This is a genomic window from Guptibacillus hwajinpoensis, assembly GCF_020524165.1.
Lineage (GTDB): Bacteria > Bacillota > Bacilli > Bacillales > Guptibacillaceae > Guptibacillus > Guptibacillus hwajinpoensis_D.
Window position 1 is genome coordinate 178,459 of record NZ_JAIVKU010000006.1, and the last position, 24,705, is coordinate 203,163.

Genomic DNA, 24,705 nt, shown 5'->3' on the forward strand with positions numbered 1-24,705 from the left:
AATTCTCTAGCGTACTTTGATAAAGTACGCTAGAGAATGTTCATTTCACTTCAGTTTTCTTTGCAACTGTTGTGGTGAGCGAAACCAGCTCGTTCACTACGAGTGTCAGTCGCTCCTTTGCTTTTGTTTCTACCATATACCCCTTCTCATCAAAGCAAGTAGGGTCTGCACAAAATTGGTCAGGAAGTACTAGGGCATACAGGCCTCTCATAACCGTTCTCATATTATTAAGAGCATTAATACCTCCTTTTCCTCCGCCACCTACAGACGCAAGAGCCGTAGGTTTCGATTTAAAATGGGATGCTCCTAAGTAATCAAGAGCATTTTTTAATGCTCCACTCATTCCATTGTGATACTCGGGAGAACAAATAACGAACGCATCTGCCTGCGTAGCATGAGCAATTAGGCGCTGTACTTCTGGATGATTAAGGTCTTCTTTTCTTCCTTTGAACAATGGCAGCTCGTGAAAGCCTGCATCGAATGTAAGTACCTCGATCTCCTTCTCATCTAGCTGATCGGTCACCGTATTTGTTAAATTTCTTGTCATAGATTTGTCTCTTGGACTGCCGTTCATTACCATTATCTTCATTTTGGTACTCCTTTCTACTACCTCTATATTCTTTCCATACCTCATTTGTGAGCAAATGAATCTTTTATTAGCATAGGAAACATCCAACCAACTTGCATCGGAAAGAAGAAGGGATCATAACTCATACTTTAGTCTTAGGATTGATCTTCAAACCAGTTCTGTTTTGTTGCATAGAGAGCAGCTTGAGTGCGGTCGTGGAAATTGAGTTTTGAAAGAACACTACTCACGTGCGTTTTAACGGTTTTTTCTGTGATAAACAAAGCCGCTGCTATTTCTTTGTTGCTTTTCCCTAACGTTATTTCTCCTAACACATCTCGCTCCCGTGGGGTAAGCAAGGAGAGTTTCCGCTCTTCTTCTGCCTCGTTTTTTTCTGCCAGCTGTGACATAAGCTGATTTGTAGCTAGAGGATGAAGGTGACGATTTCCGCGATTAGCTTCTCGTATGGTGTAAATTAACTCATCAGGATCAATATCCTTTAATTGATAGCCTTCTGCGCCAGCTCTAATAGCTGGAAGAACATGGTCTTGATCTGAAAAGCTGGTTAAGATAATAATTTTGATATGAGGAAGACTTCTTTTCAATTCTTTTGTTGCTTCAATGCCATCCATTTCTGGCATAATTAAATCCATTAAAATGACGTCAGGAGTTAATTCTTTTGCTAGTCTGACCGCCTCCTTGCCGTTTGCAGCTTCACCGATAATCTCAATATCCTGCTGGGTTTCAAGAAAAAAGCGCAGACCCTTTCTTACCATAAGATGATCATCAGCTAATAGTAGTTTTATTTTTCTTTCCATGTTAATCCCTCTTTCATAGTGGCAGTCTAACCTGAACTTTTGTTCCACTTTTTGGTTTGCTAAAAATCGAAAGGCTTCCTCCAAGTAGTGCTGCTCGCTCTTTCATTCCTCTAAGTCCAAGTGTGCAATCCCCGACCGTTTCTTGATTAAATCCATTTCCAGTATCAACAATCGTAAGGGTGGCACCTTGTTCATTGATGAGAAGGTGAAGAGTGACGTCGGCTATACCTGCATGCTTTTGAACGTTATTAAGTGACTCCTGTCCGATTCGAAAAAGGGCTTCTTCAATAGGCCGAGGAAGAAGTTTAAAACCAGACACGTCACAATTCGGGTTCAGACCTAATCCAACGGCGTAAGATTTAAGGGAAGTCATAAGTCCCGCTTCGATTCCTACAGGGCGAAGCTGCCAAATTAATGTTCTCATCTCTTGCATAGCTTCTTGAGAAAGATGTTGAATGTCTTTTAAGGCATCATTAAGTATAGCAGGAACGTTAGGGATGTTTTGTGCCCCGCGTGCGGTCATGGATAGGGAAAAAAGCTTTTGACTGACCGAATCATGCAAGTCTCTTGCAAGTCTGTTTCGTTCTTCCGCTAGAATAAGCTCCTGTCTTTTGTCGTTCACACGAGCTTGTTCTATGGCCAGTGCCATATGATCGGCAACTGCTTGTAAGATTTCTCCATCATTTTTTGAAAAGGATTCGTGAAGCGCAAATAAAATACCAATTTCCTCATCACGAATCATCACATATTTTGCTTGAATCACAGGATATTCTAAATGAATAGGAAAATCATTCTCTTGGAGCGGCACGGGCTGATCACTTCGAGCGGCTTCTTGTAATTCATGAATCGCTTCCTTAGAATAAGCTTTGTCCGTGATACGAATCTCTCCATTTTTATAGAAAGAATGGAGAATCGTGTTAGGAGTACTTTTGGAAAAATAGCCGACAAATGGCCAGTTGAAAGTCTGTCCGGTATGTTGCACAATCGCACTAATGATCTCATCAGCACATTCATGTCGCCACAATTCTCTTGTTAATGTCCCTAAGTTTATATAGTTCTCCGCTCGCTTTTGCTCATCTTGATAAAGACGTATTCTTTTAATGGCAGTACCAATCTGAAAGGCAACAGACTCTAGAAGCGTTAATTCTTCGTCTGAGAAAGTTTCTTTTCCTGGAGAACCGACGTTTAATAATCCAAAAGATTCTCCTGCAGCCGTTAACGGAACGGTCGCATGATGCGTCAGTCCTTCTGTATCACCCGTTTTATGATGAAGGGCATCTTCTAAACGCTTACATTCAATAATATTCACTGCCTGATTTAATCGTCCATCCCAATATTTATTTAAGCACCAGCAAGTTCCGTTACACATTGGTTCTTTCTCTTTTTGAGCGAGAGCGGCGGGAAGTTTAACATCAGCTTCGCACGTAAACTTGCTTTTATGAGGTGATAGAAAGATCCAGCCCGTTTTTAAACCAGTTACACTTAACAAATCTTCAAGGACAGCTTGAAGCATAGGCTTTAGATCTGTTGACCGATTTAATGTCTCTGCGATTGTTTTTAAAGTAAGTAGTTCCCGTTCATGACGCTGTTCTTCCATTGATATTCCCCCAATATTCAAACAATTGACAACGTTTATTATACTATAGACGGGGTTATTCTCTAAAGAGCGGTATTTACAAAAGAGCCGGTTACCGTCATGATCATGCTATAGGATCAGGGAGGAAAAGCGTATGAAAATTAAAGAGAAAGCGACAGAGCTTTCATCAGTTCAACTCATTGTTCTATTCTATTTAACAGCTGTTGTGCTGTCGACCATTCTGTTAAGTCTTCCAATTGCCCATCAAGCAGATGTGAAGTGGAGCTTTATCGATGCATTGTTTACAGCGGTTAGCGCTATTAGTGTAACGGGGCTAACAGTTGTATCTACTGCTGATACGTTTAGTACAGTGGGGACTTACATACTAGCGTTTGTTCTTCAATTTGGTGGTATCGGCATCATGACACTTGGAACGTTTGTTTGGTTGTTAATGGGCAAGAAAATCGGTATGAAAGAACGACAGCTGATTAGTACAGATCAAAATCGAGGCACTTTAGCAGGGTTAGTAAACTTAATGAGGCAAATTCTTGGACTTATTCTCTTATTCGAAGCAATCGGAACCGTTATTCTCGGGATTTATTTATTAAAGTATTATGATTCGTGGCAACAGTCATTTCTTCAGGGATTTTTTGCTTCTGTAAGTGCTACAACAAATGCAGGGTTTGATATTACCGGTAGTTCACTTGTGCCATACGCAAATGATTATTTTGTTCAAACCATCAATATGCTTTTACTTATTTTAGGTGCAATCGGGTTCCCTGTTCTGATTGAATTAAAAGATTACTTATTTCAAAAGAAAGAAACAGCAGCTTATCGATTTACCTTGTTTACTAAGGTTACAACCGTCACATTTTTTTCCCTTGTTTTAATAGGAACTGTACTCATATGGGTGTTGGAATCCGGAAATTTCATGGCAGATAAATCATGGGATCAAGCACTGTTTTATTCTTTGTTTCAGTCTGTTACGACGAGAAATGGTGGCCTCGCTACAATGGATGTGAGCGAGTTTACTTTGCCGACTCAAATGGTGCTAAGTTTACTCATGTTTATTGGAGCATCCCCAAGTAGCGTAGGAGGAGGTATTCGAACAACGACTTTCGCTGTGGCGGTGTTAACGGTTATTCATTTTGCTAGGGGACGGAAAAGCGTGAAAGTCTTTGGAAGAGAGCTCCTTCATGATGATATTATTAAATCGTTTATCGTTATTTTTACAGCAACCGGACTGTGTGGTCTCGCAGTGGTGATTCTTTCAGCAACAGAATCATTCTCGCTAGCGGCAATTGTTTTTGAAGTAACCTCAGCTTTTGGAACAACCGGTTTATCTCTTGGAATTACCCCTGAGTTAAGCACTGCTGGAAAATGTGTTATTATATTTCTCATGTTTGTTGGACGAATCGGAATTATTTCTTTCTTACTCATGATGCGTGGGAAAACTTCAGTTGAGCATTATCATTATCCGAAGGAACCAATTATTACTGGATAGTGAGACTTCTATGACAAATATATCGATAGGAATACGTTTTCATTAGAGCTGATATTTTCTTCTTGGCGGGGGTATATGTATACTACTTCTAAATCTTAAGGAGGAAGGTATCATGTATTCAAAAATAGTAGTTGCTTATGATCGTTCTGAGGATAGTGAAAAAGCTTTACACCAAGCGGTTAAATTAGCAGAACTAAGCAAAGCTTCTATTCATTTAGTGCATGTTGCAAAAGACTCTAATAAACTCTCAAGCCAACCAGCGACAAGAATTCCCTATGGTACAGGAAGTATAGGAAATGAAGGACATGCTGGTGTCCCGGCGCCGGTTCCAGAAGGACAAAATGGTGTCATGATTGAAAGAAGCGAGGGAGAAGCCATACTTCGTGAAGTAAAGGAGACATTACATCATATGGGTGTGAATGTCCATTCCGAAGCAAGAAGCGGTGATCCCGCAAAAGAAATTGTCGATCTCGCTGTAATGACTGAGGCTGATTTAATTGTTATTGGAAGCAGAGGATTAAGTGGTATTAAAAAATGGGTACTCGGAAGCGTTAGTGAGAAAGTCGCTCAACAGTCTCCTTGTCCTGTTTTAATTGTAAAATAAAAGCCTGGGCAACCAGGCTTTTTTTATTTGCTTAGATGTTAAATAAAAATAACTTAAAGTTAGGTTTACTTAACATTTTGTTTGGTATAGAATACAATTATAAGAGATGAGCGAGGAGTTAAGGTGATGTTGAAGAATCGAATTAGAGAACTAAGGGCGCGATTCCAATTAACACAGCAGCAGCTAGCTTCTAAAGTGGATGTAACAAGACAAACGATTGCTGCTGTGGAAAAGGGAGAGTATGTCCCATCTTTATTGCTTGCCATGAAGATCTGTCGTGAATTTGATATGTCTATGGAAGAAGTATTTCAATTACAGGAGGAATCAGAATGAAGTTATCTGTGATTTACATGATGAATGTCACTGTTCTTGGGCTTTTTGGATGGGCAATGGTAACCTATTACGATGCAGCATTTCAATTTCGAAATTTCATGAGCGGTAATGGGGATGGAGTAATGATTAACATGACGCCTATCCTTATCACTCTCCTGATTGTGAGTATCATTGGATTCGTGATCACTCGCAATAAGAGAAGAAATAACAAAGGGTGGAAAGAAGCACTTCTGCTTCCTTCCGAACTATGTGAAGACGATGAACGAGAAAAGAACTTGACGGCTCATGCTTGTCGAAATGCTTACATTGCGATGATGTTTGCCTCGCCACTTTTAATTGCAGCTATGACTTTGCAACCGGTCATTTCTAAGGAATTCTCAGCCTATCCTATTCTTGTTTTGCTACTGTTACCATTTGTTCAAATGACCGTATTCTATTTTTCTCTTCGTAGAAAGTTAAAATGAGCTTTTACCAGCAAAGTTTCACAGTGAATTCGCTACAACTCTCTTCGTTTCCTTCATTAAAATCGATACGAATGGCATCTGGGGTATAGGCAAGGTGGAAGGAAGAAGTGACACCAGCTTCTTGAATTAAAGAATGAACATGAGAATGATCATTTTTTTGTGCTGCATCTTTTAATTCATGAGCAAATTGGGCATCCTTGTTCACTTTATCCAAAAGTTTTCGTCCTTCCTCCATGAGATTTATACATGTTGCAGCGGAACGCTGGAAACGGGTCACTTCTATAGGCGGGAAAGGACGATAATAAGGATGGAAAAAGGGAGAATAAGGCCATTCGCTAGTTTGATCGTTGTTAAATGACATCATTTTCCTCCTGCATACGTGTTACTATTACCGTATGGCACTACTTATAAGGGTGTGCGTCTCCTATAAATTTGAGAAATCTGTTTCGAACAGGTTACAATAACGCAGAAGACGTTTGAAGAAGGAGCATGATGTTTTGAAGAAATATGTTATATTTACAATTAGTCTGATTTGCCTCTATTTTATTTTAAACTTAATGATTGGTTCGATTGTGAATGCTGTCTTCCAACCAGAGTGGTTAACTGCTTGGGGGAAGGGGCAGCAATTAACGAGTAAAGTGACATTCGGACTTTTATATAATCCCATTGATCTGATAAGTTTGGTTTTATCATTTGTAATCAGTTTAATCATTACTTCAAAAATAAAACCTTCTTAAATCGTGCTGAGGCACGATTTTTTGTTTTTAAAAGGTAGGAGGCATTTTTGAATAATAGAAGAATTGTATGGTTAGTCAAAGTAAAGAGAATGTGAGAATTAGGTGGTTAAAGGAGTAGTTGTAATGAAAATAAAACATATAAAAAAGAACTTTCCTTATAATCTTCTACTTGAAGCTGATCCATCTTCCGCTCATATTTAGCGTTATTTGAGAGAAGGATATTGTTACGTGGCAGTGGAGAAAGAAGAAATCATTGGGGTCTATGTACTAGTGAAAAAAGATGAGAACAAAATGGAGATTATGAATCTTGCTGTAAGAGAGAATAAAAGGGGACAGGGGTTAGGGAAGGCCCTTATTCATGATGCCATTCAAAGGTCTGCAGATCATGGCGCAAAGAAGGTTGTGATCGGTACTGGTAATTCGAGTCTCGGTCAATTAGCGCTCTATCAAAAATGCCATTTTCGGATCACAGAAATAATTGAAGGATTTTTTGATAACTATCCGGAGCCGATTATCGAAAACGGAATTCTTTGTCGGGATATGATTCGACTATGTTACGAAATAGACTAAGCAAGGTCCATTTTCTAATTAGGGGGAAATCGAACTTTTGAGAAGACCGTCTGAGAAGATGGTCTTTTTTTTGCTGAAACCAAGATCAATGCAGACAAATGATAGTCTGTTAAAAGAACGATGTGCTTTCAATGTTACAATGGTTAATAGAAGAGATAAAGGAGTGGCTAACGTGAAACCCGGTGTGCTTACTAAGAAGTGCAGTATGTTAGAGACAATAATTGATAACGCTTACGAATGGCTTGTCGTTGTAGATAAGGACGGCATTATTGATTTTATGAACAAAACGTATTGTGAATTTCTAGACGTAGACAGCTCTTATGTTGTTGGCATGCACGTCACGGATGTGATTGAAAATACACGCATGCATATTGTTGCAAAGAGTGGAAAGATTGAACTGGCTGATTTGCAGTATATTCGTGGGAATTATATGATCGCGAACCGCGTTCCTCTTTATTATGAAAACGAACTAATCGGGGCAGTAGGTACAGTTATCTTTCGAGATACAGAGCAATGGAAGCAAATGAATACGCATATCAAAGTGTTGCTTTCTGAACTCGAATATTACCGAAGTGGCTCCTCGAAGGAGAATGGTGCTAGTTATTCTTTAAATGATATCGTTGGAGTATCAGATGCGATTCAACGATTAAAAGAAAAGGTGAAGCAGGTGGCAAGTGGAAATGTGTCTGTTCTAATACGTGGTGAAAGTGGCACTGGAAAGGAATTGTTTGCTCATAGCATTCATCAATTAAGTGAGCGAAGTAATCGTCCTTTTATTAAAGTCAACTGTGGTGCAATACCCGACCAACTACTTGAGTCAGAACTTTTTGGCTATGAAGAAGGTGCGTTTACTGGAGCAAAAAAAGGAGGGAAACCAGGTAAATTCGAGCTTGCCAATACGGGGACGATCTTTCTTGACGAAATTGGGGACATGCCAGCTAACATGCAGGTTAAGCTATTACGTGTCCTGCAGGATCGAGAAGTAGAACGAGTAGGCGGAGTATCACCGAAAAAAGTAGATGTACGAGTAATAGCCGCTACAAATCGACCTCTTGAAACGATGGTTGAAGAACGGCGTTTTCGTGAAGATTTATTTTATCGTATTAATGTCATGCAATTATACATTCCTCCGTTAAGAGAACGAATTCAGGATGTAAAACCTCTAGCAGATTCCTTTGTTAAGAAAATCTCTATTAAAGCTGGGAAGCGCGTTGATGGGATTGAGGAAGCAGCAGTTCAATTATTATGGGAACATAATTGGCCTGGAAATGCGCGTGAGCTAGAAAATGCAATGGAAGCAGCAGTTCATTTAACGCGTAAAAATACGATTGAACCTCTATCACTGCCAGACTATTTAAAAGATAATGAGGGGCTCATAGCGGGTAATCGTAATTTAAAAGCGATACTTGAAGAAGCAGAGTCAGAAGCAATTCGGAAAACGCTCATTCAATGTGAAAATGATAAAATCACTGCGGCTGAAATACTTGGTATAGGGAAAACGAGCTTATATGACAAGATTAAGAAATATAATCTTTAAAGAAATTCCAGAATTCCGGAATCTATTCCGGAATTCTGGAATTTCTTTTTTTCTAGAATAAGATGACGTTTTGACGATTTAATAAAAATTTTTCATTGTTTTTTCCGAAAAAACGGAATGTGCGAAATAAGAATAAATGACACAAACGTTGAATGCGCTTACATTTCTGTGAACAATTCAATTGTGGCACGATTCTTGCAATATATTACGGAGAAGACAAAAAGGAGTTGTGATGATGAAAAAACATTATATGAATGGTTATGATGCAGTAAGCGAAATTGCTGATGGATCGACTTTAATGGTTGGTGGCTTTGGGCTAGTAGGCATTCCTGAGCAAATGATTTTAGGGTTAGTAGAATCAGGTGCTAAAAACCTGACGATTATCTCAAATAACTGTGGTGTAGATGATTGGGGGCTTGGGCTTCTACTTAAAAACCACCAAATTAAAAAGATGATCGGGTCCTACGTGGGAGAAAACAAAGAGTTTGAACGGCAGGTGCTATCAGGCGAACTTGAAGTTGAGTTAATTCCACAGGGAACACTTGCTGAAAGAATTCGAGCTGGCGGTGCGGGGATTCCCGCTTTTTATACACCAGCAGGGGTTGGTACGAAGGTAGCAGAAGGGAAAGAAACACGAGTGTTTCACGGGAAAGAATACGTTTTAGAGCACGCCTTATATGCAGACTACAGTCTGATTCGAGCTTGTCTGGCGGATGAGGCAGGGAATCTTATTTATAACAAGACAGCGCGTAACTTTAATCCAATGATCGCTGCTGCAGGAAAAATCACATTAGCTGAAGTTGAGAACATCGTGGCTACAGGGAATCTGAATGCTGATCAGATTCATACGCCAGGAATTTATGTTCAGGGTCTTCTCGAAGCAAAGCAGGAGAAACGGATCGAACGAAAAACCATTCGAAACGGATAGGAGAGATTGGGATGAGGCAAACAAAAAGTAACGTACGGGAACGGATAGCTAGAAGAGCGGAACAAGAAATTAAGAGCGGTTATTATGTGAACCTTGGAATCGGTATACCCACGCTTATTGCGAACTACATATCAGAGGATAAAGAGATTGTCCTTCAATCTGAAAATGGTCTTCTTGGTATTGGTGAATATCCAGAAGAGAATGAGGTGGACCCGGATCTCATCAATGCCGGGAAAGAGACTGTAACAGAAATACAAGGAGCTTCTTATTTCGATAGTGCAGAATCGTTTGGAATGATTCGAGGCGGTCACGTCGATCTTGCGATACTTGGTGGGATGGAAGTATCAGAAGAGGGTGACCTTGCAAATTGGATGATACCAGGAAAAATGATTAAAGGGATGGGCGGGGCGATGGATCTTGTTCATGGAGCAAAGAAAATTACGGTCATCATGGACCATGTAAACAAAGACGGTGCTCCTAAAATCGTGAAAAACTGTTCGCTCCCATTGACAGGAAAAAGCGTAGTCAATCGTATTATTACGGATCGAGCGGTACTAGACGTAACAGATAATGGGTTAGTGGTGCAAGAAATTGCCTCTGGATACACATTGGACGATATCAGGAATTCAACAGAGCCTGTCATCCATGTGTCATCAACAGTTCAGTATGATGCGTATTAAAAAGGGGGAAAAACGATGTTAAGTATGATTGGTTTAATTGGTGGGTTACTACTTCTTATTTATCTCACGATGAAAGGAATGAATTTGCTTGTTGCGGGACCACTTTGCGCTATAGTAGTGGCGGTTCTAAGTGGATTGCCGCTTTTTCCGCAACTTGTTGAAGAAGGAGCTCCGAACTTCGTGGGTAACTACATGGGCGGGTTTGCAGGTTTTGTTGCCTCGTGGTTTCCTATGTTTTTACTCGGAGCAATATTTGGCAAAGTGATGGAAGATAGCGGTGCAGCAGATAGCGTCTCTAAGTGGGTTGTATCAAAGCTTGGATTAAAGCAGGCTGTGCTAGCCATTGTCCTTGCTTGTGCGATCTTAACATATGGTGGAGTTAGTCTATTCGTTGTCGCATTCTCTGTTTATCCAATGGCAGTTAGTTTATTTAAACAGGCAGATTTGCCACGTCGCTTTATACCAGCTACCCTTGCATTTGGTTCGGTAACATTTACGATGACATCTGCAGGATCGCCTGAAATTCAAAATTGGATTCCAATTGAGTATTTAAATACGAGTCCCTATGCAGGTTGGGAAGTAAGCTTAATTGTGGCATTATTTATGGCGCTGTTTGGCTATTGGTGGTTAAAACGTATGATTTCAAAAGCTGTTGCGAAAGGAGAGCGATTTGAAGCGAGGAAAGAGGATCCAGAAGTGGAGAATCGTCCGCTTCCAAACCCATTACTTGGACTCGTCCCGCTTCTTATCGTATTAATTATTTCATTCATATTCCATGATAGCTTAAAGCAATCAGCGCTAATTATTGCTTTACTTGGGGGAATTGTTGCTACTTATTTATTGAATCGGAAATACTTCGAGAACTTTGGAGGCGCTGTTTCAGATGGTACGCTCGGGGCATTAATAGCAATCGGAAATACAGCGGCAGTGGTAGGTTTTGGTGGTGTTGCTAAGGCTGTTCCAGCATTTGAAACAGCTGTTGATTTTATGACTGGTATTCCTGGAAGTCCTCTCATTGGGGGAGCCATTGCAGTAAGTGTGATTGCTGGATTAACAGGATCAGCATCTGGTGGCCAGGTCATTGCCCTGCCAATCCTTGCTCCTCACTATATTGATGCTGGTGTGAATCCAGAAGCGCTCCACCGTACGATTGCCATCTCATCTGGTGCACTTGATTCACTGCCTCATAATGGTTACGTTGTGACAACAATTCGGGCTATTTGTGGCGAATCACACCAGGATGCGTACGGAGCAGTGGGTGCGCTGACGGTCATCGTCCCTCTTATTGGGCTTGCCCTTGCGATCGTATTATTCAGTCTTGGACTTGGAATTTAGTATGACGAAGGAGGAACTTTTTTGTTAGTTGATAAAAAAGTAGTCGTTATTACTGGGGCAGCTAGTGGGATCGGGAAAGAACTAGCGCGAGTGTTTGCAGAGAATGGTGCAAAGGTTATCCTCAGTGATTTGGATGAGGATAAGGTAAAAAGGGCGGCAGCTGAATTAAAGGAAAGCGGTATGAATACGATAGGAATACGCTGTGATGTAACGAAGGAAAGGGAAGTAGACGCATTATTTAATCAAACGCTGAACTCGTATGATCGGATAGATGTTTTGATTAACAACGCAGGGCTTCAACACGTTGCAAATATCGAACGTTTCCCAACAGAGAAGTTTGAACTGTTAACCAAAGTGATGCTTATTGCCCCATTTATTGCGACTAAGCTTGTCTTTCCAATCATGAAGAAACAAAAATGTGGACGAATCATTAACATGTCTTCTATCAATGGACTTGTTGGCTTCTCTGGAAAAGCTGCTTACAATAGTGCAAAACATGGTGTAATTGGACTTACAAAAGTAGCTGCACTCGAAGGCGCAGAAGATGGCATTACGGTAAATGCTGTTTGCCCTGGGTATGTCGATACCCCATTGGTAAGAGGTCAGCTTGAAGATTTAGCTAAAAGTAGAGAAGTGGCGTTAGAAAGCGTACTTGAAGAAGTGATCTATCCGCTCGTTCCACAAAAACGTCTCTTAACAGTTCAGGAAATTGCGGACTATACGATGTTTCTAGCAAGCGACAAGGCAAAAGGCATCACAGGTCAGGCAGTTGTCATTGATGGAGGATACACAGCACAATAAATTGTTGGAGTAAAATCAGATCAGATTTAAATCGAATGAGCTATCATTAGAATAAAAAGTTGTAAACGCTTTCCTTTTATTTGTAGAATAGAGGAGAATGGAGGGGAAAACATGAAAGACGTTTTAATTTTGGAAGGTGCAAGAACGCCATTTGGGTCATTTGGAGGTTCACTTAAGGATATTAGTCCAACCGATTTAGGGATTACGGCAAGTAAGGAAGCGCTAAGAAAAAGCCAGCTAGAGGCTAGAGAAATTGATCTTACTGTGATTGGAAATGTCATTCATTCAACATCAAATGCCTCTTATCTTGCACGTCATATTGCCCTTGGGACAGGAATACCAATCGAAAGTCCGGCGTTAACAGTGAATCGTCTATGTGGATCTGGCATGCAAGCCGTTATATCAGCAGCTCAATCCATTATGATGGGAGATGGGCAAACAGCCCTTGCAGGTGGGGCTGAGAATATGAGCTTATCTCCTTATACCTTAAGAGAAAGTCGGTTTGGAGCTAAAATGGGCGCTCCGAAAATGGATGATATGCTGTTGGCGACCTTAACAGATGAGTATACCGGAACAGGAATGGGGATAACGGGAGAGAACCTTGCAGTAAAGTATGGAATTTCTAGAGAAGATCAGGATGAATTCGCAACCCAAAGTCAGCAAAAAGCAGCCGAAGCAAGAGAAAAAGGCTTGTTTGCAGACGAAATTGCCCCTGTTGAGATAAAAGGAAAGAAAGGGTTTGAAAGCTTTTCGATTGATGAGCATATTCGTGAAGGAACGACAGCCGAAAAGCTAGCTAATTTAAAACCAGCTTTTAAAAAAGATGGAACTGTCACTGGTGGAAATGCAAGTGGAATTAACGATGGAGCAGCATCGGTTGTATTAGCAGGAGAAGATTTCGTTACGTCAAAGAATCTTAAGCCTCTTGCTCGCATTGTTTCATGGGGGATAGCAGGTGTAGATCCTTCGATCATGGGAATTGGACCGGTTCCAGCTATTCGACAAGCATTGGATAAGGCAGGAATGACGATGCAGGAGATGGACTTGATTGAAGTGAATGAAGCATTTGCGGCTCAGTATTTAGCAGTTGAAAAAGAACTTGAGCTTGATCGTTCACGTGTGAATGTGAACGGCGGGGCGATCGCTTTAGGACATCCGGTCGGTGCCAGTGGGACTAGAGTACTTTATACATTGATAAAAGAATTGAGACGTAGAAATGGAAAATATGGCGTTGCTTCACTATGTATTGGTGGAGGACAGGGAATTGCTATAGTTGTTGAAGTGAACTAATTTGTCAGAAAACATTGCCAATTAAATGCAAGTTGCGTATACTAAAAGTACTAACAAACGGAAAGGGGTTGTGCCTTATGGTAAATGACAAAAAGAATTCGCTGTTAATTTCATATCGTGCACAGTCCAAATGGTAGGGTGAGAAAGCATCCTTATATCTGTTTTAATAAGATCAAAACCATGGACTGTGCATACATGTCCATGGTTTTTTTACGTTATCAGCAAAAGAAGCTGATTGTATGAAAAGAGCCGGCATTTCTGTACGGCTCTTTGTCATACGCACACTTATTAATCAGGAGGCTTTCAATTGAATCGAATAGGATTAGGATGGAACTCATATTTTGAAGAAACGTATCAGAAAATTAATAAAGAAGAATTTCTCCCAGCTCGAGTGAGAATGGAGCATAGAGGAGGTTATGAACTTTTAACAGGTGAAGAAACATACACAGCAGAGCTTTCAGGTAAGTTCCGATTTGAAGCCGAACAGCGTGATTCGCTGCCGGCAGTTGGTGATTGGGTATTGATAAGTCCTGGAACGGATCAGAAAGCAATGATTCACTATCTTTTACCGAGAAAAAGTAAATTTTCAAGAAAAATTGCCGGAACCACAACAGAGGAACAAATTATTGTAGCCAATGTTGACACAGTCTTTCTTGTTAATGCTTTAAATCAGGATTTTAATCCAAGTCGGATTGAACGATACCTTGTCATGGCATGGGAAAGTGGTGCTAATCCCGTAATTGTCCTCAGTAAAGCAGATCTTTGTGAGGATATTGAAGAGAAAGTAAGTGCACTATCTAATCTTGCCGTAGGGGTGCCCGTTCACGCTGTGAGTTCAGCGACTGAAGAAGGACTGGAGAGGTTAACCTCTTATTTAACCGAGGGCACTACTACCGCTCTCCTTGGCTCTTCAGGTGCTGGGAAATCTACCCTCATTAATAAGTTATACGGAAAAGAAATTCAGGTTGTACAAGATATTCGCGAGGATGACGGTAAAGGAAAGCATACAACGACCAGTCGAGAGCTAATTACGCTTCCATCAGGTGGCGTGCTAATTGATACGCCCGGTATGAGAGAACTCCAGCTCTGGGAAACAGATCATCTTTCTCAAAGCTTCCCTGATATTGAGGCATTTGCACAACAATGTCGCTTTAGAGATTGCCAACATGATGGTGAACCAAAATGTGCAGTAAGAAATGCAATAGAGGAAGGGATATTAGAAGAAAGAAGGTTTGAGAATTATAAAAAGTTCCATCGTGAGCTTGCTTTTCTGGAGCGACAAACGAATAAAAAAGCTCAGCTTGATGAAAAGAAAAAATGGAAAAAGATAGCGGGAGATCGTACAAGAAAACATCGCTAAGCTTTTTAATTGGGGAAGGAGACGGATCATATGACAGATAAGCGCTCTGTTTTAAACGAATATGCTTCGCTAATTAATTGGTTAGAGTCGACTGCACTAGAGATGAGTGAGGAGGCTTTTTTTCAGCCTATTAAACAAGGGAAATGGTCTTCAGCTGCAATTCTATCCCATATCATGAAGTGGGATCATTATCTTCTTGAAGAAAGAATTCCTTTTCTTCATAGTGAAGCAAATCTGCCCAGATTGGAAAATGTAGAAGAAGTCAATCAGCGTGCAGCAGAGTATGCGATATCTGGACTTTCAAAAGAAAAATTAATTGCTGAAACCGTACAAGCGAGAAAGCAAGTGGTGGAACGTCTTCGGCTAATTGATCCGAGCGATTGGGAGAGCACATTTTACATCGATAAGTATCCAAATTGCCTTACAAGCTATATCAAAGGTCTTATTGAGCACGATGATCACCATAAACTTCAAATAGAAGTCTTTATGAACGAGCATGGAAGTTCACTGTCACACTTCTCTTCATAGATAACCTTTTTAGCTTCTCTCCTTCTAAATAGTCGGATAAGAAAGACAGACCATGGTAAGGCTAGAAGATGGAGGTGAGAAGAATGGCAAAACATAAAGCAAATCCTACTACCAATGGCCTAGCTTCATCCCAACCAGAAGGACAAGGAACGGGAGTAGAAGTAGGGATAACGTACGACTCTAAACGAAAAAAGAAAAAGAAATAACCATCTAAAAAAGCGCTGCTATGAGCAGCGCTTTTTTAGATGGTTATAGCTCTTTCTTCTAGTTCGATATAGGATTGAAATAGGTTCATTTAGTTCCTCGGTGCTTTGTTAAAGTTCTTAGATTGATAAATCACGATGCCAAACTCAAGCTACCGCCAAGTTCCTGCTCTAAATAATCAGTCATTATTAATCGAATGATCAATTGTCGAAAATCGAGCTTTACAATCATTCATTAGTAAATTTCTGCAAACTGTCTGATGTGTAAAGTGTTTAGTACGCTAATGATGCGGCTTGTTGCTTCAAGTAGGTTGTCGTTCGATACGGTTGCAAGAGGTAATTTGATCCTGACAGCTGCTTCATGAAGTGAAGGTGAAAGCAATACATGAGCTGCTAAAAGCGTATCCATCAATTCCTGAAGATTTAATGCTGGTGTAAAATCAAACCAGATTGCCGTAGTATCCTCTACCTGCAAAAAGGTTATCTGGTCTTTTAAGGTATTTAGTTTGTTGCGAACTTGCTGTTTTCTTACATATAATTCTTCTTTTACCTCTTCAATGTGCTTATGAATTTCTATTGAATGAAAAATATTATGAATAATTTCAAGAAAAACTGGCGAAGGTGTCATGCTAAGTTGGATTTGAACTTCCGATACACGCTTCATGACATGTTCTGGGCCTAAGATCCATCCTAAACTTAAACCAGGGGCAATACCGGTAATGTGCCCTATTTGCACGACGAGCTTTCGCTCCATTCCGAGTTCGTAAAATGAGTGGGGATAGTCATCATGAAATCCTTTGAGCAAAGAATATTCAACTAATTCTATAATAGGAATTCCTATTTTTTCACATAGGGTTAATATTTTTTTTCTTTGTTGGATTGTAGCTGTTTGCGTCAAGGAACAGTCATGGACCGTTAATGAATTAGCAATAATGAGTTTAATTCCATCTTTTAGGAATTGTATGTTGCTTAAAGGTTGCTCATTAGAATAACGAATCACTTGGATGCCAGAAGCTAAGAAAAGATGCAAAAGTGAATCATTTATCGGCTCCTCAACAGCAATCACATCTCCAGGGTTTAAAAAACATTTCATTGATAACAGAACAGCTTGTTCAAGACTGGATGACAATACCATATTTTCAGTGGAAACAGAGTAATGAATAAACTGGGTGATTGCATGTTTCATTTGAATTGTCGTTGGTGAAAATTGTTCCCTGTTCGTAGTATATGCGGCTAAATCATAGGCATTTCGAGCAAGGCATAACTCCGGTGCAATCACATTTGAGTTTAAGTTAATGAACGAGGAATCATTCATAGTGGAATAAGATTTTTCTGATAATGATGTGTCTTCAAATAAATGCTGATTTCGCAGCTTATTCCACGTAGTAGAATGACTAGGGATTAAGTCGGCAGCATCTAAGCTCACTCTTGTCCCACTTCCTTGTCTAGAGGTAATTAGCCCATTTGCTCGTAATTCAGCATAAGCAGTCGTGACAGTGCTCCGATTCACACCTAGTTGAACTGCTAGATCGCGTTCAGCTGGTAGGGGATTACCTGTTTGGAGAGAGCCATTTATGATTGAATTCTCATAGTAATCAACGATTTGTTTGTACAACGGTTTGCTGCTCTCTGTATTGAGTACAAATCTCGCCATTGTCCATCACCTCACTCCTATTATAGTGAATTTTAGAGGAAATTGTATAAAATTTTCAAAAAAATATAGCGATAACTTTTCACTTTAAACACAGGTTTTAAGCCATTAGACGGATATTTTTGTAGAAAAAAACAAAATGGCTGGTATACTTTTGGCTAAATTGGATGGTTACAGAAAGTTTTTTGAAATTTAAAATAAGTTTAATCATTCAGTTAATTGCAAATATTCAAATCTCTGATCGATATTGGTTTACATAAGTTGAGTGATATGACCTCCCTGTTATAGATCTCACAGCGTTTTCCCATCGATCAGTTTCGTTTGAATAGCTACTTATAAGGTCTACTTCAAAATAGACCTTAACTGAATGGTACAAACAAATAGGGGGTAACACAATGAAGAAAAAGTTTTCGCTTCTGCTTTCGGTCATCTTATTGTTAAGCCTTTTCCTTGCGGCGTGTTCAGGTAATTCGAACACATCAAGCAACACGAACAGTGAAGGAGAAGCGACTAGCGGAGATAGCGATAGCTCGGAAGGATCAGCTGAACAGGTTCTAAACTTAACAGATACACAGGATATTCCGACTATGGACTCAACACAAGCAACTGATACCGTTGCATTTAATGCCATGAATCAGGTATTCGAAGGTCTTTATCGTCTCGATAAAGATAATAAGCCTGTTCTAGGTATGGCGGCAGAAGAGCCTGAAGTTGAAGAAAAAGACGGAGAAACTGTCTATACATTTAAAATTCGTGAAGATGCGAATTGGTCTGACGGCACGCCAGTTAAAGCAGACGATTTCGTATATGCATGGCACAAAATTATTCACCCGGATACAATGGGCGGATATGCCTCTATGATGGGTGCGGCAGGAATTAAAAATGGTAATGAAATTATTACTGAAGGCGATCCTTTATACGGTAAAGTAGAAGAACTTGGTGTGAAAGCAGTAGATGAAAAAACACTTGAAGTTGTTGTGACCCAAGAGGTTCCTTATTTCTTTGATCTTTTAACATTTGCATCATTCTATCCACAACCTTCAGAATTTGCTGAAGAGCAAGGGGAAAACTATTCACTTGAAGCTGATACTATGCTTTACAACGGTCCATTTACGCTAGCTGAATGGAATCACGGTGAAGGCTGGAAACTTGCTAAGAATGATGGGTACTGGGATGCTGACACAGTACAATTGAAGGAAGCGAATTACAAAATCGTTAAAGACGAAGCAACACGTGTTAACCTTTATGAGACTGGAAGCATTGATCGTGCTGCTCTTAGTGCTGACTTCGTTGATCAATTTAAAGATCGTGAAGACTTTACGACTATCCTTGATACAACGATTTATTTCCTACGCATGAACCAAAAGAATGAAGCACTTGCAAACAATGATATCCGTAAAGCTCTATTCTTGTCCTATGACCGTGATGGTCTAGTAAATGTTTTGCTTAACAATGGTTCAGTAGCAGCTCGCTATCTTGTTCCAAAAGAGTTCCTCTATCTTAACGACGAAGATTTCCGTGCGCCAGCTCCAGACGGCTACCTTGCGGATCAAACTGCAGATGATGCTGCTGAGTATTGGAAGAAGGGGCTAGAAGCTCTTGGTACAGACAAAGTTGAACTGGAATTCCTTACAACTGATAGTGACCTTGCTTCTAAAATTGCAGAGTATGCAAAAGATCAGTTCGAATCTAAGCTAGACGGACTTACAATTACAATCAACAAACAACCTTGGAAGCAGTTCCTTGATCTTGAAGATGCTGGAGACTTTGATATCTCAACTGGTGGTTGGGGACCAGACTATCCAGATCCAATGACTTACGTCTACATGTTTGAAACAGACGGCGCTTATAACCGCATGGACTACTCTAATGAAGAGTATGACAAGCTGGTTTCTGATGCCAAAACTGAATCTGACGAACAGAAGCGCTGGGAAATGATGCAAGAAGCAGAACGTATTCTAATTGAAGAAGATACAGCGATTTTACCGACTTATCAAGGTGGTTCGGCTATCATTATGAAAGACTACGTGAAGAATTACCATATCCATAAGTTTGGTGCAGATTCTTCTCTTAAATGGGTAACAATCGAAAAGTAAAAACGTTACTAGAAAAGCGCGAGCCTAATGGCTCGCGCTTTTCTTAGGGTCAAAATTGTTGTGTTGTTTGGGTGTTGGTTAACCATTCTGGAAGTTTCCTTTGACGCGTATGCTGTTCAAAAGCATAGGCAAGCTTAATTAATTGGGGTTCGCTAAACGCTTTTCCCGTAAAGGTAAGGCCAAATGGTTTTTTATTGGATGTGAAGCCGGCAGGAACCGTTATAGAAGGGTATCCTGCTTTTGCAGGGAGTGTTGAGCCATATGACCCTACAAAAAGCAATACGTCTAGTTTTTCGGTTTCCATAAGAAGGTCTAAGCCTTTTTCTTTTGCTTGGGATATATCTTGGACGCGACTATGCAAATACTGTGCTTCTGTTAAAGATCCGCTCGTTTCATTTGCTTCGAGCAGAACGGATTGACCGTATGGAAGAGTTAACGGGTTTTGTTGATAATAATGTATAATCGATTGAAGGTCACCGAAGGAAGCGCTTGTTTCTTTTGCTAGGTAACGATTAACGCCAGACTTAAATTCATAACGTAGAACCTGGTAATTTTCCTCAAGTTGCTCTTGATCAGAACATATTTGGTCAATTTTTACAATTGTGCAACCCATTTCTTTAAGGTCTTCGCTTGCTTTAGTTAATCTCTCTTGTTCTTCCATATGCATCGTATCATAATAGCCCTTCTGCACAATTCCAATTCGTAAATGTTCATATAACATAGGGAGTAGATAAGGGGTGTAATCTTGTTGGGTAGGGGTGACATGTGTCGCAGGATCCATGGGATCTTCTCCTGTTAAATGGCTGAGAAGAATAGCGGCATCTGTCACATTTCGGGTCATCGGACCGGCTGTATCCTGTGAAAAAGAGATTGGAATAATACCTGAACGACTAATTGATCCAACAGTAGGCTTAAGACCAACGCCAGCATTTGAACTGGATGGGCTGAGAATGGACCCATTCGTTTCTGTTCCAATCGCCGCTGTAGCAAAGTGACAAGCAACTGCAGCGGCGGATCCAGAACTGGATCCGCCTACGTCAAGGGTACCGGGACCATATGGATTTAGTACCTGTCCACCTCGTGAACTATAACCATTTGGCATTTTATCACTCATAAAATTGGCCCATTCGGTCATATTGGTTTTCCCTAAAAGAACGGCTCCCGCATGACGTAATTTCTTCACTAAAAAGGCATCCTCTTTGCCATAGGAAGTAGCTAGCGCTTGAGAGCCAGCGCTCGTATGCATATGATCGCCTGTATTGATATTATCTTTTAATAAAATGGGAATCCCATGTAGAGAGCTTCTTGCCCCTTTCATTTGGCGCTCACGATCAAGAGATTCTGCAATCATGATTGCTTCAGGATTAATTTCTAGAATAGCGTTTACTCTGTGATTATGGTCGGCGATTTGATTGAGGTAAAATTGAACGAGCTGTTTTGAAGTAAACTTTTGAGCAAGCATCGCCTGTTGAATATCGAGGATCGTGGACCTCTCTAACCAATCGATAGATAGCATTTCTTGTTCCTCCCAACACTTTTTATACCTATTTCGATAATAATTGGTAAATTCCTTTTGCATCCATTTGTTCTTTATTTGAACGAATAGGAAAACAAAAAAACCGAACCTTGTCTTAAGGTTCGGTTTTAGATCGTTATGCAACTCTCGTTTGGCGAGCAAACCAGGGTTTTAATTTTATGAAAAAGGCAACAAATATACTTGCTACAATCGCGCCTTTTAGTAGATTAAATGGTGTAATACCGGTTAATACAAGTGCCTGTCGGGCAGAAGCTGACATTTCCTCGAAGCCCATGAACCAGGTGTATGCTGGAAGAATGATTAAATAGTTCAACAATCCCATCATTGCTGACATTAAAATCGTTCCAAGAGTCAAACCAAGAGCTAATCCCTTCTGAGTTTGGTTAAATTTACGGAATAGAATTGCGGTCGGTACAACAAAGAATACTCCTGCAATAAAGTTGGCCATTTGACCAATTGGTACACCTGTAAAGCTACCTTGTATACCAAAATGAATAAAGTTTTTAATCGCTTCTACAAGGATTCCTGCGACTGGGCCATATAGAATGGCAACAAATAGCGCTGGAATGTCACTGAAATCGATTTGAAGGAAAACAGGAAATCCAGGCAGTGGGAAATCTAAAAGCATTAACAAGTACGAGATACTGCTGAACATCGCAACAACAATCATGCGCTGCGTTTTTGATACACTTTTCATTTTGACATTGCTCCCTTTTTTTCGAACCACCGAAAAAGGAGATGTGGTCCCAATGCACACAAAAAACCATGAGTATGGGGCTCATGGTTACGGCATGGGGAAATAAGCAAGCTCCTATAAAAATTCAAAGAAAGCTTACTACTCCACCATCTTCTCCCATCCAGACTATACTGTCGGCTCTGGAATCACACCAGATCCTGCCCAAAACACAGGCTCGCGGGCTTGAGGAATTACTTATCCTTCACCGCCGGTCGGGAATTACACCCTGCCCCGAAGATAGTTCGTTATAATGTTTACAACTACATTATACAGGGGGAGAGAACATTTCTCAATAAAAACCTCTTGAAACTAAGGTATATTATGATAACGCTTTCGAAGTTGATATTAAAAAACTCCCTATCTTTTAGGATAGAGAGCTTGAAGAAAGCGTTATTATTTTTTCTCAGAAAGCCATGTAGCGACCATTTCAGCTTCTTCACCTTGAATAACGCCAGCGGGCATGCCGCCACTTTTCCCATTTTTGATAATCTCGAGAATTTCATCTTTCGAATACTTACCACCAACGGCTTCTAGTGCTGGACCAGCACCCCCACCAAGGTTTTCACCGTGACAAGATGCACAGTTTTGTGCAAAAACTTTTTCAGCTTCTCCACCAGCGGAATCGCCGCCTTTTTCACCGCCACCTTCTTCAGCCTGCTCACCATGACTGGCTTCGTTTCCACCAGCGTGTTCTTCGGTTGTGGAAAGCCAGTATGTAAAGCCTACAACCATAACTAGGAACAAAATTATTGCAGTAATATAAGCGGATGATTTACCCATTCTGTTCACCTCCTGTATCCTCACCTTTATCATACTTTTCTAACATTCAATTATCAAATATATTTTGCTTATTTCTTCCTGAATTATGTATCTATGAGAACTAGTAAAAAAATCTTCTAATTTAACCTGGCAATTCATAGACATAGAATGTGAAGTGAATGAGAAGGAGGGAAGAGAAATGAAAAGCAGCTCTCCAAGGCTGTTTGGTGATACAAGCAGTAGAGAAATTCGATTCATCTCTTTTTTTACAGTTGCAGGACTTATTTTTTTATTTATTGTGGCAGGTGTCATTTCATCTTCGGAAACGAAATACCAGCTTTCCTCTTCTATGTTACATGATTGGATCACGAGCTTTTCAACAGAAGCGATGGTATATGGAATGGGGACTGAGAATCACTATTTAACGCAAGTATTGCCTGAAGAAAGTGAACCACCAGCGCTGTCTCTTGTCACATTTCAATTTATTACGAGTGTGAAACCTGGCGATATAAGGAGTCTTCTTGGAGGGGAACTCCCTGGTTTTGCATTATATGATGCTAAAATTCACGTTGCTGGTGAAGGGACAAACTTCACCAACCTTCCTGTTGAATCCGCTCCGCCGTTAGATGATTTACTGAAAGAAAGAGAAGTACCGAATGAAAAGTTAGAAATAAAGGACTCAAAAGATCAGGTCACGCCACCGCTTCAAACAACAAATGGCAGAAAGGTAGCGTTTATTTATCACTCTCATAGTTACGAGTCTTATCTACCTTTATTGGGCCTTGAAGGTGAAAAAAATGCCGATCTTGCAATAGATGGAAAAACAAATATTACGTTAGTGGGAAAATTGTTAGGAGAAGAACTTGAGGATAGAGGAATTGGCGCACAAGTAGATGATTCCAATATTGGAGCTCTATTAAAAGAAAAGGGGTGGACCAATGGAAAGGCCTACGATGTTTCTAGATCAATCGTTCAGTCCGCTGCTGCAGGGAATGAGGATCTTAACTTGTTTATTGATATTCATCGTGATTCGTTAAGAGAGAAAGATACGACGGTTACGATAAATAATGAAGAATATGCTCGTACTGTATTTGTGGTTGGGGAAGAAAATCCAAATTACGAAAAAAACCTTGCGCTTGCAAAGGAACTACATGAAGCTCTAAAAGCAAAGTATCCGGGGTTAAGTCGAGGAGTTATCGGTAAAAAAGGGCAGGGAGTAGATGGTATATACAATCAGGATCTATCACAAAATGCCATGCTAATTGAAATGGGTGGAGTGGACAATAACCTTGAGCAACTTAGTCGGACGGTGAAAGCTATTGCTGATGTCATTAGCGACCATTACTGGGAAACAGAAAAAGTAAATCAGTAAAACAATAAAGCGCTGTGTCGTTTCACAGCGCTTCTATAAAGCTTCTTTTTTTAATGTTAATACGCTGGTGGCAAGACCAACTGCGAAAATTGTGATAGCTGAGTACAGCGTAGCGTTTAATCCGATCGTTTTAGAGCCGATCAGGATAACAAGGCCGTCTATTAAAAAAATGATCACACCAACATTTAAAGAAACTATGCGAGCGATGAATTGAGCGAGCAGGTCTGTTCCGCCTGTACTTGTTTCATATTTCAACATGATTCCAATGCCTGTACCTACAAAAAAACCACCTAGTAATGCACTAACAAGTATAGGAAAAGCAAAAGCATAGCGAAGGGGCGAAAGAAGATCGATAAAAAAGGAAGAAAGTAATAAACCGTGCAGGCTATTATAAAAGTAAGGACGAAAATAGAGGAAAGCAATCATATAAAGGGGGATACTTAAACAAATGATGGTAAGGCCGGTTTGATAACCCCAAATATATTTAATGATTAAGCCAATGCCAATCATTCCACCATCAATGAGGTGATTTGGCACAAGGAAGGCGTTGATACCAGCGCCAACTAAAAAACTTCCTGTAACAACAGCGGCTACTTTTTTATACATAAGATGCTCACCTGCTTGTTCGTGGTTGTATCATGTTTATGTAGGAAGTTTTGTTTTCATTACGATCAGATAAAATGGTAATCGCTGACTTTGGATGATATCAAAGAAGGTTGGA

Annotated in this window: 25 protein-coding genes, 1 pseudogene and 1 riboswitch; of the genes and pseudogenes, 17 read left to right on the top strand and 9 right to left on the bottom strand. The window is 40.2% G+C overall.

All coding sequences use genetic code 11. From position 1 onward, the window contains the following. Window positions 1-40: 40 nt before the first annotated feature. The 3 genes from LC090_RS18950 to LC090_RS18960 all read right to left on the bottom strand — a co-directional run bounded on the left by LC090_RS18950 (window position 41) and on the right by LC090_RS18960 (window position 2,980). Window positions 41-589 (bottom strand): NADPH-dependent FMN reductase, encoded by a 549-nt coding sequence (locus tag LC090_RS18950; RefSeq protein ID WP_226659582.1) that lies wholly within the window; start codon window positions 587-589, stop codon window positions 41-43. Window positions 590-723: 134 nt separating this feature from the next. Then, window positions 724-1,383, bottom strand: a complete 660-nt coding sequence (locus tag LC090_RS18955; RefSeq protein WP_226659585.1) for a response regulator — start codon at window positions 1,381-1,383, stop codon at window positions 724-726. Window positions 1,384-1,396: 13 nt separating this feature from the next. After that, entirely contained in the window at window positions 1,397-2,980 is a 1,584-nt protein-coding gene (locus tag LC090_RS18960; protein ID WP_226659587.1) for a GAF domain-containing sensor histidine kinase, read from the bottom strand. 133 nt (window positions 2,981-3,113) lie between these two features. Here LC090_RS18960 and LC090_RS18965 point away from each other — a divergent pair, with 133 nt between their 5' ends. From LC090_RS18965 to LC090_RS18980, 4 genes are all read left to right on the top strand, one after another. Next, window positions 3,114-4,463 carry a TrkH family potassium uptake protein gene (locus LC090_RS18965; protein WP_226659589.1) on the top strand — a complete coding sequence of 450 codons (1,350 nt, stop codon included), beginning with the start codon at window positions 3,114-3,116 and terminating at the stop codon, window positions 4,461-4,463. Between the two features lie 112 nt (window positions 4,464-4,575). Then, the gene (locus LC090_RS18970) at window positions 4,576-5,067 is read left to right on the top strand and encodes a universal stress protein (protein ID WP_226659591.1); all 492 of its coding nucleotides are present in this window, start codon (window positions 4,576-4,578) and stop codon (window positions 5,065-5,067) included. A gap of 126 nt (window positions 5,068-5,193) precedes the next feature. Continuing rightward, the gene (locus tag LC090_RS18975) at window positions 5,194-5,400 is read left to right on the top strand and encodes a helix-turn-helix transcriptional regulator (RefSeq protein WP_226659593.1); all 207 of its coding nucleotides are present in this window, start codon (window positions 5,194-5,196) and stop codon (window positions 5,398-5,400) included. Further along, window positions 5,397-5,864, top strand: coding sequence for a hypothetical protein (locus tag LC090_RS18980; RefSeq protein WP_226659594.1), 468 nt, complete (start codon window positions 5,397-5,399; stop codon window positions 5,862-5,864). The genes LC090_RS18975 and LC090_RS18980 overlap by 4 nt, the downstream gene beginning before the upstream one ends. Window positions 5,865-5,868: 4 nt before the next feature. Here the strand turns inward: LC090_RS18980 and LC090_RS18985 are convergent, their stop codons facing one another. Further along, on the bottom strand, window positions 5,869-6,228 hold the full coding sequence (locus LC090_RS18985; RefSeq protein WP_226659595.1) for a hypothetical protein: 360 nt from the start codon (window positions 6,226-6,228) through the stop codon (window positions 5,869-5,871). A gap of 133 nt (window positions 6,229-6,361) precedes the next feature. Here LC090_RS18985 and LC090_RS18990 point away from each other — a divergent pair, with 133 nt between their 5' ends. From LC090_RS18990 to LC090_RS19040, 11 genes and pseudogenes are all read left to right on the top strand, one after another. Then, entirely contained in the window at window positions 6,362-6,601 is a 240-nt protein-coding gene (locus LC090_RS18990; RefSeq protein ID WP_226659598.1) for a hypothetical protein, read from the top strand. Between the two features lie 123 nt (window positions 6,602-6,724). Then, window positions 6,725-7,171: pseudogene (locus LC090_RS18995) on the top strand (GNAT family N-acetyltransferase). Window positions 7,172-7,343: 172 nt separating this feature from the next. Continuing rightward, window positions 7,344-8,708 carry a sigma-54 interaction domain-containing protein gene (locus LC090_RS19000; RefSeq protein ID WP_425590675.1) on the top strand — a complete coding sequence of 455 codons (1,365 nt, stop codon included), beginning with the start codon at window positions 7,344-7,346 and terminating at the stop codon, window positions 8,706-8,708. 235 nt (window positions 8,709-8,943) lie between these two features. Continuing rightward, on the top strand, window positions 8,944-9,636 hold the full coding sequence (locus LC090_RS19005) for a CoA transferase subunit A (RefSeq protein ID WP_226659689.1): 693 nt from the start codon (window positions 8,944-8,946) through the stop codon (window positions 9,634-9,636). Window positions 9,637-9,647: 11 nt separating this feature from the next. Beyond that, window positions 9,648-10,316, top strand: a complete 669-nt coding sequence (locus LC090_RS19010) for a CoA transferase subunit B (RefSeq protein WP_226659600.1) — start codon at window positions 9,648-9,650, stop codon at window positions 10,314-10,316. A 15-nt stretch (window positions 10,317-10,331) separates the two neighbouring features. Beyond that, window positions 10,332-11,651 (top strand): GntP family permease, encoded by a 1,320-nt coding sequence (locus tag LC090_RS19015; protein WP_226659602.1) that lies wholly within the window; start codon window positions 10,332-10,334, stop codon window positions 11,649-11,651. Between the two features lie 21 nt (window positions 11,652-11,672). Continuing rightward, window positions 11,673-12,452 carry a 3-hydroxybutyrate dehydrogenase gene (locus LC090_RS19020; protein ID WP_226659603.1) on the top strand — a complete coding sequence of 260 codons (780 nt, stop codon included), beginning with the start codon at window positions 11,673-11,675 and terminating at the stop codon, window positions 12,450-12,452. Between the two features lie 111 nt (window positions 12,453-12,563). Then, entirely contained in the window at window positions 12,564-13,742 is a 1,179-nt protein-coding gene (locus tag LC090_RS19025; protein ID WP_226659605.1) for an acetyl-CoA C-acetyltransferase, read from the top strand. Window positions 13,743-14,049: 307 nt separating this feature from the next. Next, window positions 14,050-15,102, top strand: a complete 1,053-nt coding sequence (gene rsgA, locus LC090_RS19030; protein WP_226659607.1) for a ribosome small subunit-dependent GTPase A — start codon at window positions 14,050-14,052, stop codon at window positions 15,100-15,102. A 30-nt stretch (window positions 15,103-15,132) separates the two neighbouring features. Next, the gene (locus tag LC090_RS19035; RefSeq protein WP_226659608.1) at window positions 15,133-15,630 is read left to right on the top strand and encodes a DinB family protein; all 498 of its coding nucleotides are present in this window, start codon (window positions 15,133-15,135) and stop codon (window positions 15,628-15,630) included. An 83-nt stretch (window positions 15,631-15,713) separates the two neighbouring features. Beyond that, the gene (locus LC090_RS19040; protein ID WP_098446566.1) at window positions 15,714-15,836 is read left to right on the top strand and encodes a YuzL family protein; all 123 of its coding nucleotides are present in this window, start codon (window positions 15,714-15,716) and stop codon (window positions 15,834-15,836) included. A gap of 232 nt (window positions 15,837-16,068) precedes the next feature. Here LC090_RS19040 and LC090_RS19045 read toward each other — a convergent pair whose 3' ends face one another. After that, window positions 16,069-17,487 carry an aminotransferase class I/II-fold pyridoxal phosphate-dependent enzyme gene (locus LC090_RS19045; protein WP_226659609.1) on the bottom strand — a complete coding sequence of 473 codons (1,419 nt, stop codon included), beginning with the start codon at window positions 17,485-17,487 and terminating at the stop codon, window positions 16,069-16,071. A gap of 392 nt (window positions 17,488-17,879) precedes the next feature. On the opposite strand from LC090_RS19045, the gene LC090_RS19050 reads away from it, so the two are divergent. Then, window positions 17,880-19,580: a peptide ABC transporter substrate-binding protein gene (locus tag LC090_RS19050; protein WP_226659610.1), complete on the top strand. Its 1,701-nt coding sequence runs from the start codon at window positions 17,880-17,882 to the stop codon at window positions 19,578-19,580. A 49-nt stretch (window positions 19,581-19,629) separates the two neighbouring features. Here LC090_RS19050 and LC090_RS19055 read toward each other — a convergent pair whose 3' ends face one another. The 3 genes from LC090_RS19055 to LC090_RS19065 all read right to left on the bottom strand — a co-directional run bounded on the left by LC090_RS19055 (window position 19,630) and on the right by LC090_RS19065 (window position 22,585). After that, complete coding sequence (locus LC090_RS19055) at window positions 19,630-21,096, bottom strand: amidase family protein (RefSeq protein WP_226659611.1); 1,467 nt, start codon at window positions 21,094-21,096, stop codon at window positions 19,630-19,632. A 136-nt stretch (window positions 21,097-21,232) separates the two neighbouring features. Next, entirely contained in the window at window positions 21,233-21,814 is a 582-nt protein-coding gene (locus tag LC090_RS19060) for an ECF transporter S component (protein ID WP_226659613.1), read from the bottom strand. 144 nt (window positions 21,815-21,958) lie between these two features. Further along, a riboswitch (FMN riboswitch) is annotated at window positions 21,959-22,096 on the bottom strand. A 150-nt stretch (window positions 22,097-22,246) separates the two neighbouring features. Continuing rightward, complete coding sequence (locus tag LC090_RS19065; protein WP_420541711.1) at window positions 22,247-22,585, bottom strand: c-type cytochrome; 339 nt, start codon at window positions 22,583-22,585, stop codon at window positions 22,247-22,249. 226 nt (window positions 22,586-22,811) lie between these two features. On the opposite strand from LC090_RS19065, the gene spoIIP reads away from it, so the two are divergent. Then, complete coding sequence (spoIIP, locus tag LC090_RS19070) at window positions 22,812-23,984, top strand: stage II sporulation protein P (protein WP_226659617.1); 1,173 nt, start codon at window positions 22,812-22,814, stop codon at window positions 23,982-23,984. 33 nt (window positions 23,985-24,017) lie between these two features. On the opposite strand, the gene LC090_RS19075 is transcribed toward spoIIP, so the two are convergent. Further along, on the bottom strand, window positions 24,018-24,590 hold the full coding sequence (locus tag LC090_RS19075) for a YitT family protein (protein WP_226659619.1): 573 nt from the start codon (window positions 24,588-24,590) through the stop codon (window positions 24,018-24,020). Between the last annotated feature and the right edge of the window lie 115 nt (window positions 24,591-24,705).

Excerpts from the sequence above, each read along its gene's own strand:
- LC090_RS18975 (WP_226659593.1), top strand. The coding sequence starts at position 5,194 with ATGTTGAAGAATCGAATTAGAGAACTAAGGGCGCGATTCCAATTAACA.
- LC090_RS19015 (WP_226659602.1), top strand. The coding sequence starts at position 10,332 with ATGTTAAGTATGATTGGTTTAATTGGTGGGTTACTACTTCTTATTTAT.
- LC090_RS19075 (WP_226659619.1), bottom strand. The coding sequence starts at position 24,590 with ATGTATAAAAAAGTAGCCGCTGTTGTTACAGGAAGTTTTTTAGTTGGC.
- LC090_RS19050 (WP_226659610.1), top strand. The coding sequence starts at position 17,880 with ATGAAGAAAAAGTTTTCGCTTCTGCTTTCGGTCATCTTATTGTTAAGC.
- LC090_RS18980 (WP_226659594.1), top strand. The coding sequence starts at position 5,397 with ATGAAGTTATCTGTGATTTACATGATGAATGTCACTGTTCTTGGGCTT.
- LC090_RS18965 (WP_226659589.1), top strand. The coding sequence starts at position 3,114 with ATGAAAATTAAAGAGAAAGCGACAGAGCTTTCATCAGTTCAACTCATT.
- LC090_RS18960 (WP_226659587.1), bottom strand. The coding sequence starts at position 2,980 with ATGGAAGAACAGCGTCATGAACGGGAACTACTTACTTTAAAAACAATC.
- LC090_RS19065 (WP_420541711.1), bottom strand. The coding sequence starts at position 22,585 with ATGGTTGTAGGCTTTACATACTGGCTTTCCACAACCGAAGAACACGCT.
- LC090_RS19035 (WP_226659608.1), top strand. The coding sequence starts at position 15,133 with ATGACAGATAAGCGCTCTGTTTTAAACGAATATGCTTCGCTAATTAAT.
- LC090_RS18950 (WP_226659582.1), bottom strand. The coding sequence starts at position 589 with ATGAAGATAATGGTAATGAACGGCAGTCCAAGAGACAAATCTATGACA.
- LC090_RS19055 (WP_226659611.1), bottom strand. The coding sequence starts at position 21,096 with ATGCTATCTATCGATTGGTTAGAGAGGTCCACGATCCTCGATATTCAA.
- LC090_RS19060 (WP_226659613.1), bottom strand. The coding sequence starts at position 21,814 with ATGAAAAGTGTATCAAAAACGCAGCGCATGATTGTTGTTGCGATGTTC.
- spoIIP (WP_226659617.1), top strand. The coding sequence starts at position 22,812 with ATGAAAAGCAGCTCTCCAAGGCTGTTTGGTGATACAAGCAGTAGAGAA.
- LC090_RS19005 (WP_226659689.1), top strand. The coding sequence starts at position 8,944 with ATGAAAAAACATTATATGAATGGTTATGATGCAGTAAGCGAAATTGCT.
- LC090_RS18985 (WP_226659595.1), bottom strand. The coding sequence starts at position 6,228 with ATGATGTCATTTAACAACGATCAAACTAGCGAATGGCCTTATTCTCCC.
- LC090_RS19010 (WP_226659600.1), top strand. The coding sequence starts at position 9,648 with ATGAGGCAAACAAAAAGTAACGTACGGGAACGGATAGCTAGAAGAGCG.
- LC090_RS18970 (WP_226659591.1), top strand. The coding sequence starts at position 4,576 with ATGTATTCAAAAATAGTAGTTGCTTATGATCGTTCTGAGGATAGTGAA.
- LC090_RS18955 (WP_226659585.1), bottom strand. The coding sequence starts at position 1,383 with ATGGAAAGAAAAATAAAACTACTATTAGCTGATGATCATCTTATGGTA.
- LC090_RS19045 (WP_226659609.1), bottom strand. The coding sequence starts at position 17,487 with ATGGCGAGATTTGTACTCAATACAGAGAGCAGCAAACCGTTGTACAAA.
- LC090_RS19040 (WP_098446566.1), top strand. The coding sequence starts at position 15,714 with ATGGCAAAACATAAAGCAAATCCTACTACCAATGGCCTAGCTTCATCC.
- LC090_RS19025 (WP_226659605.1), top strand. The coding sequence starts at position 12,564 with ATGAAAGACGTTTTAATTTTGGAAGGTGCAAGAACGCCATTTGGGTCA.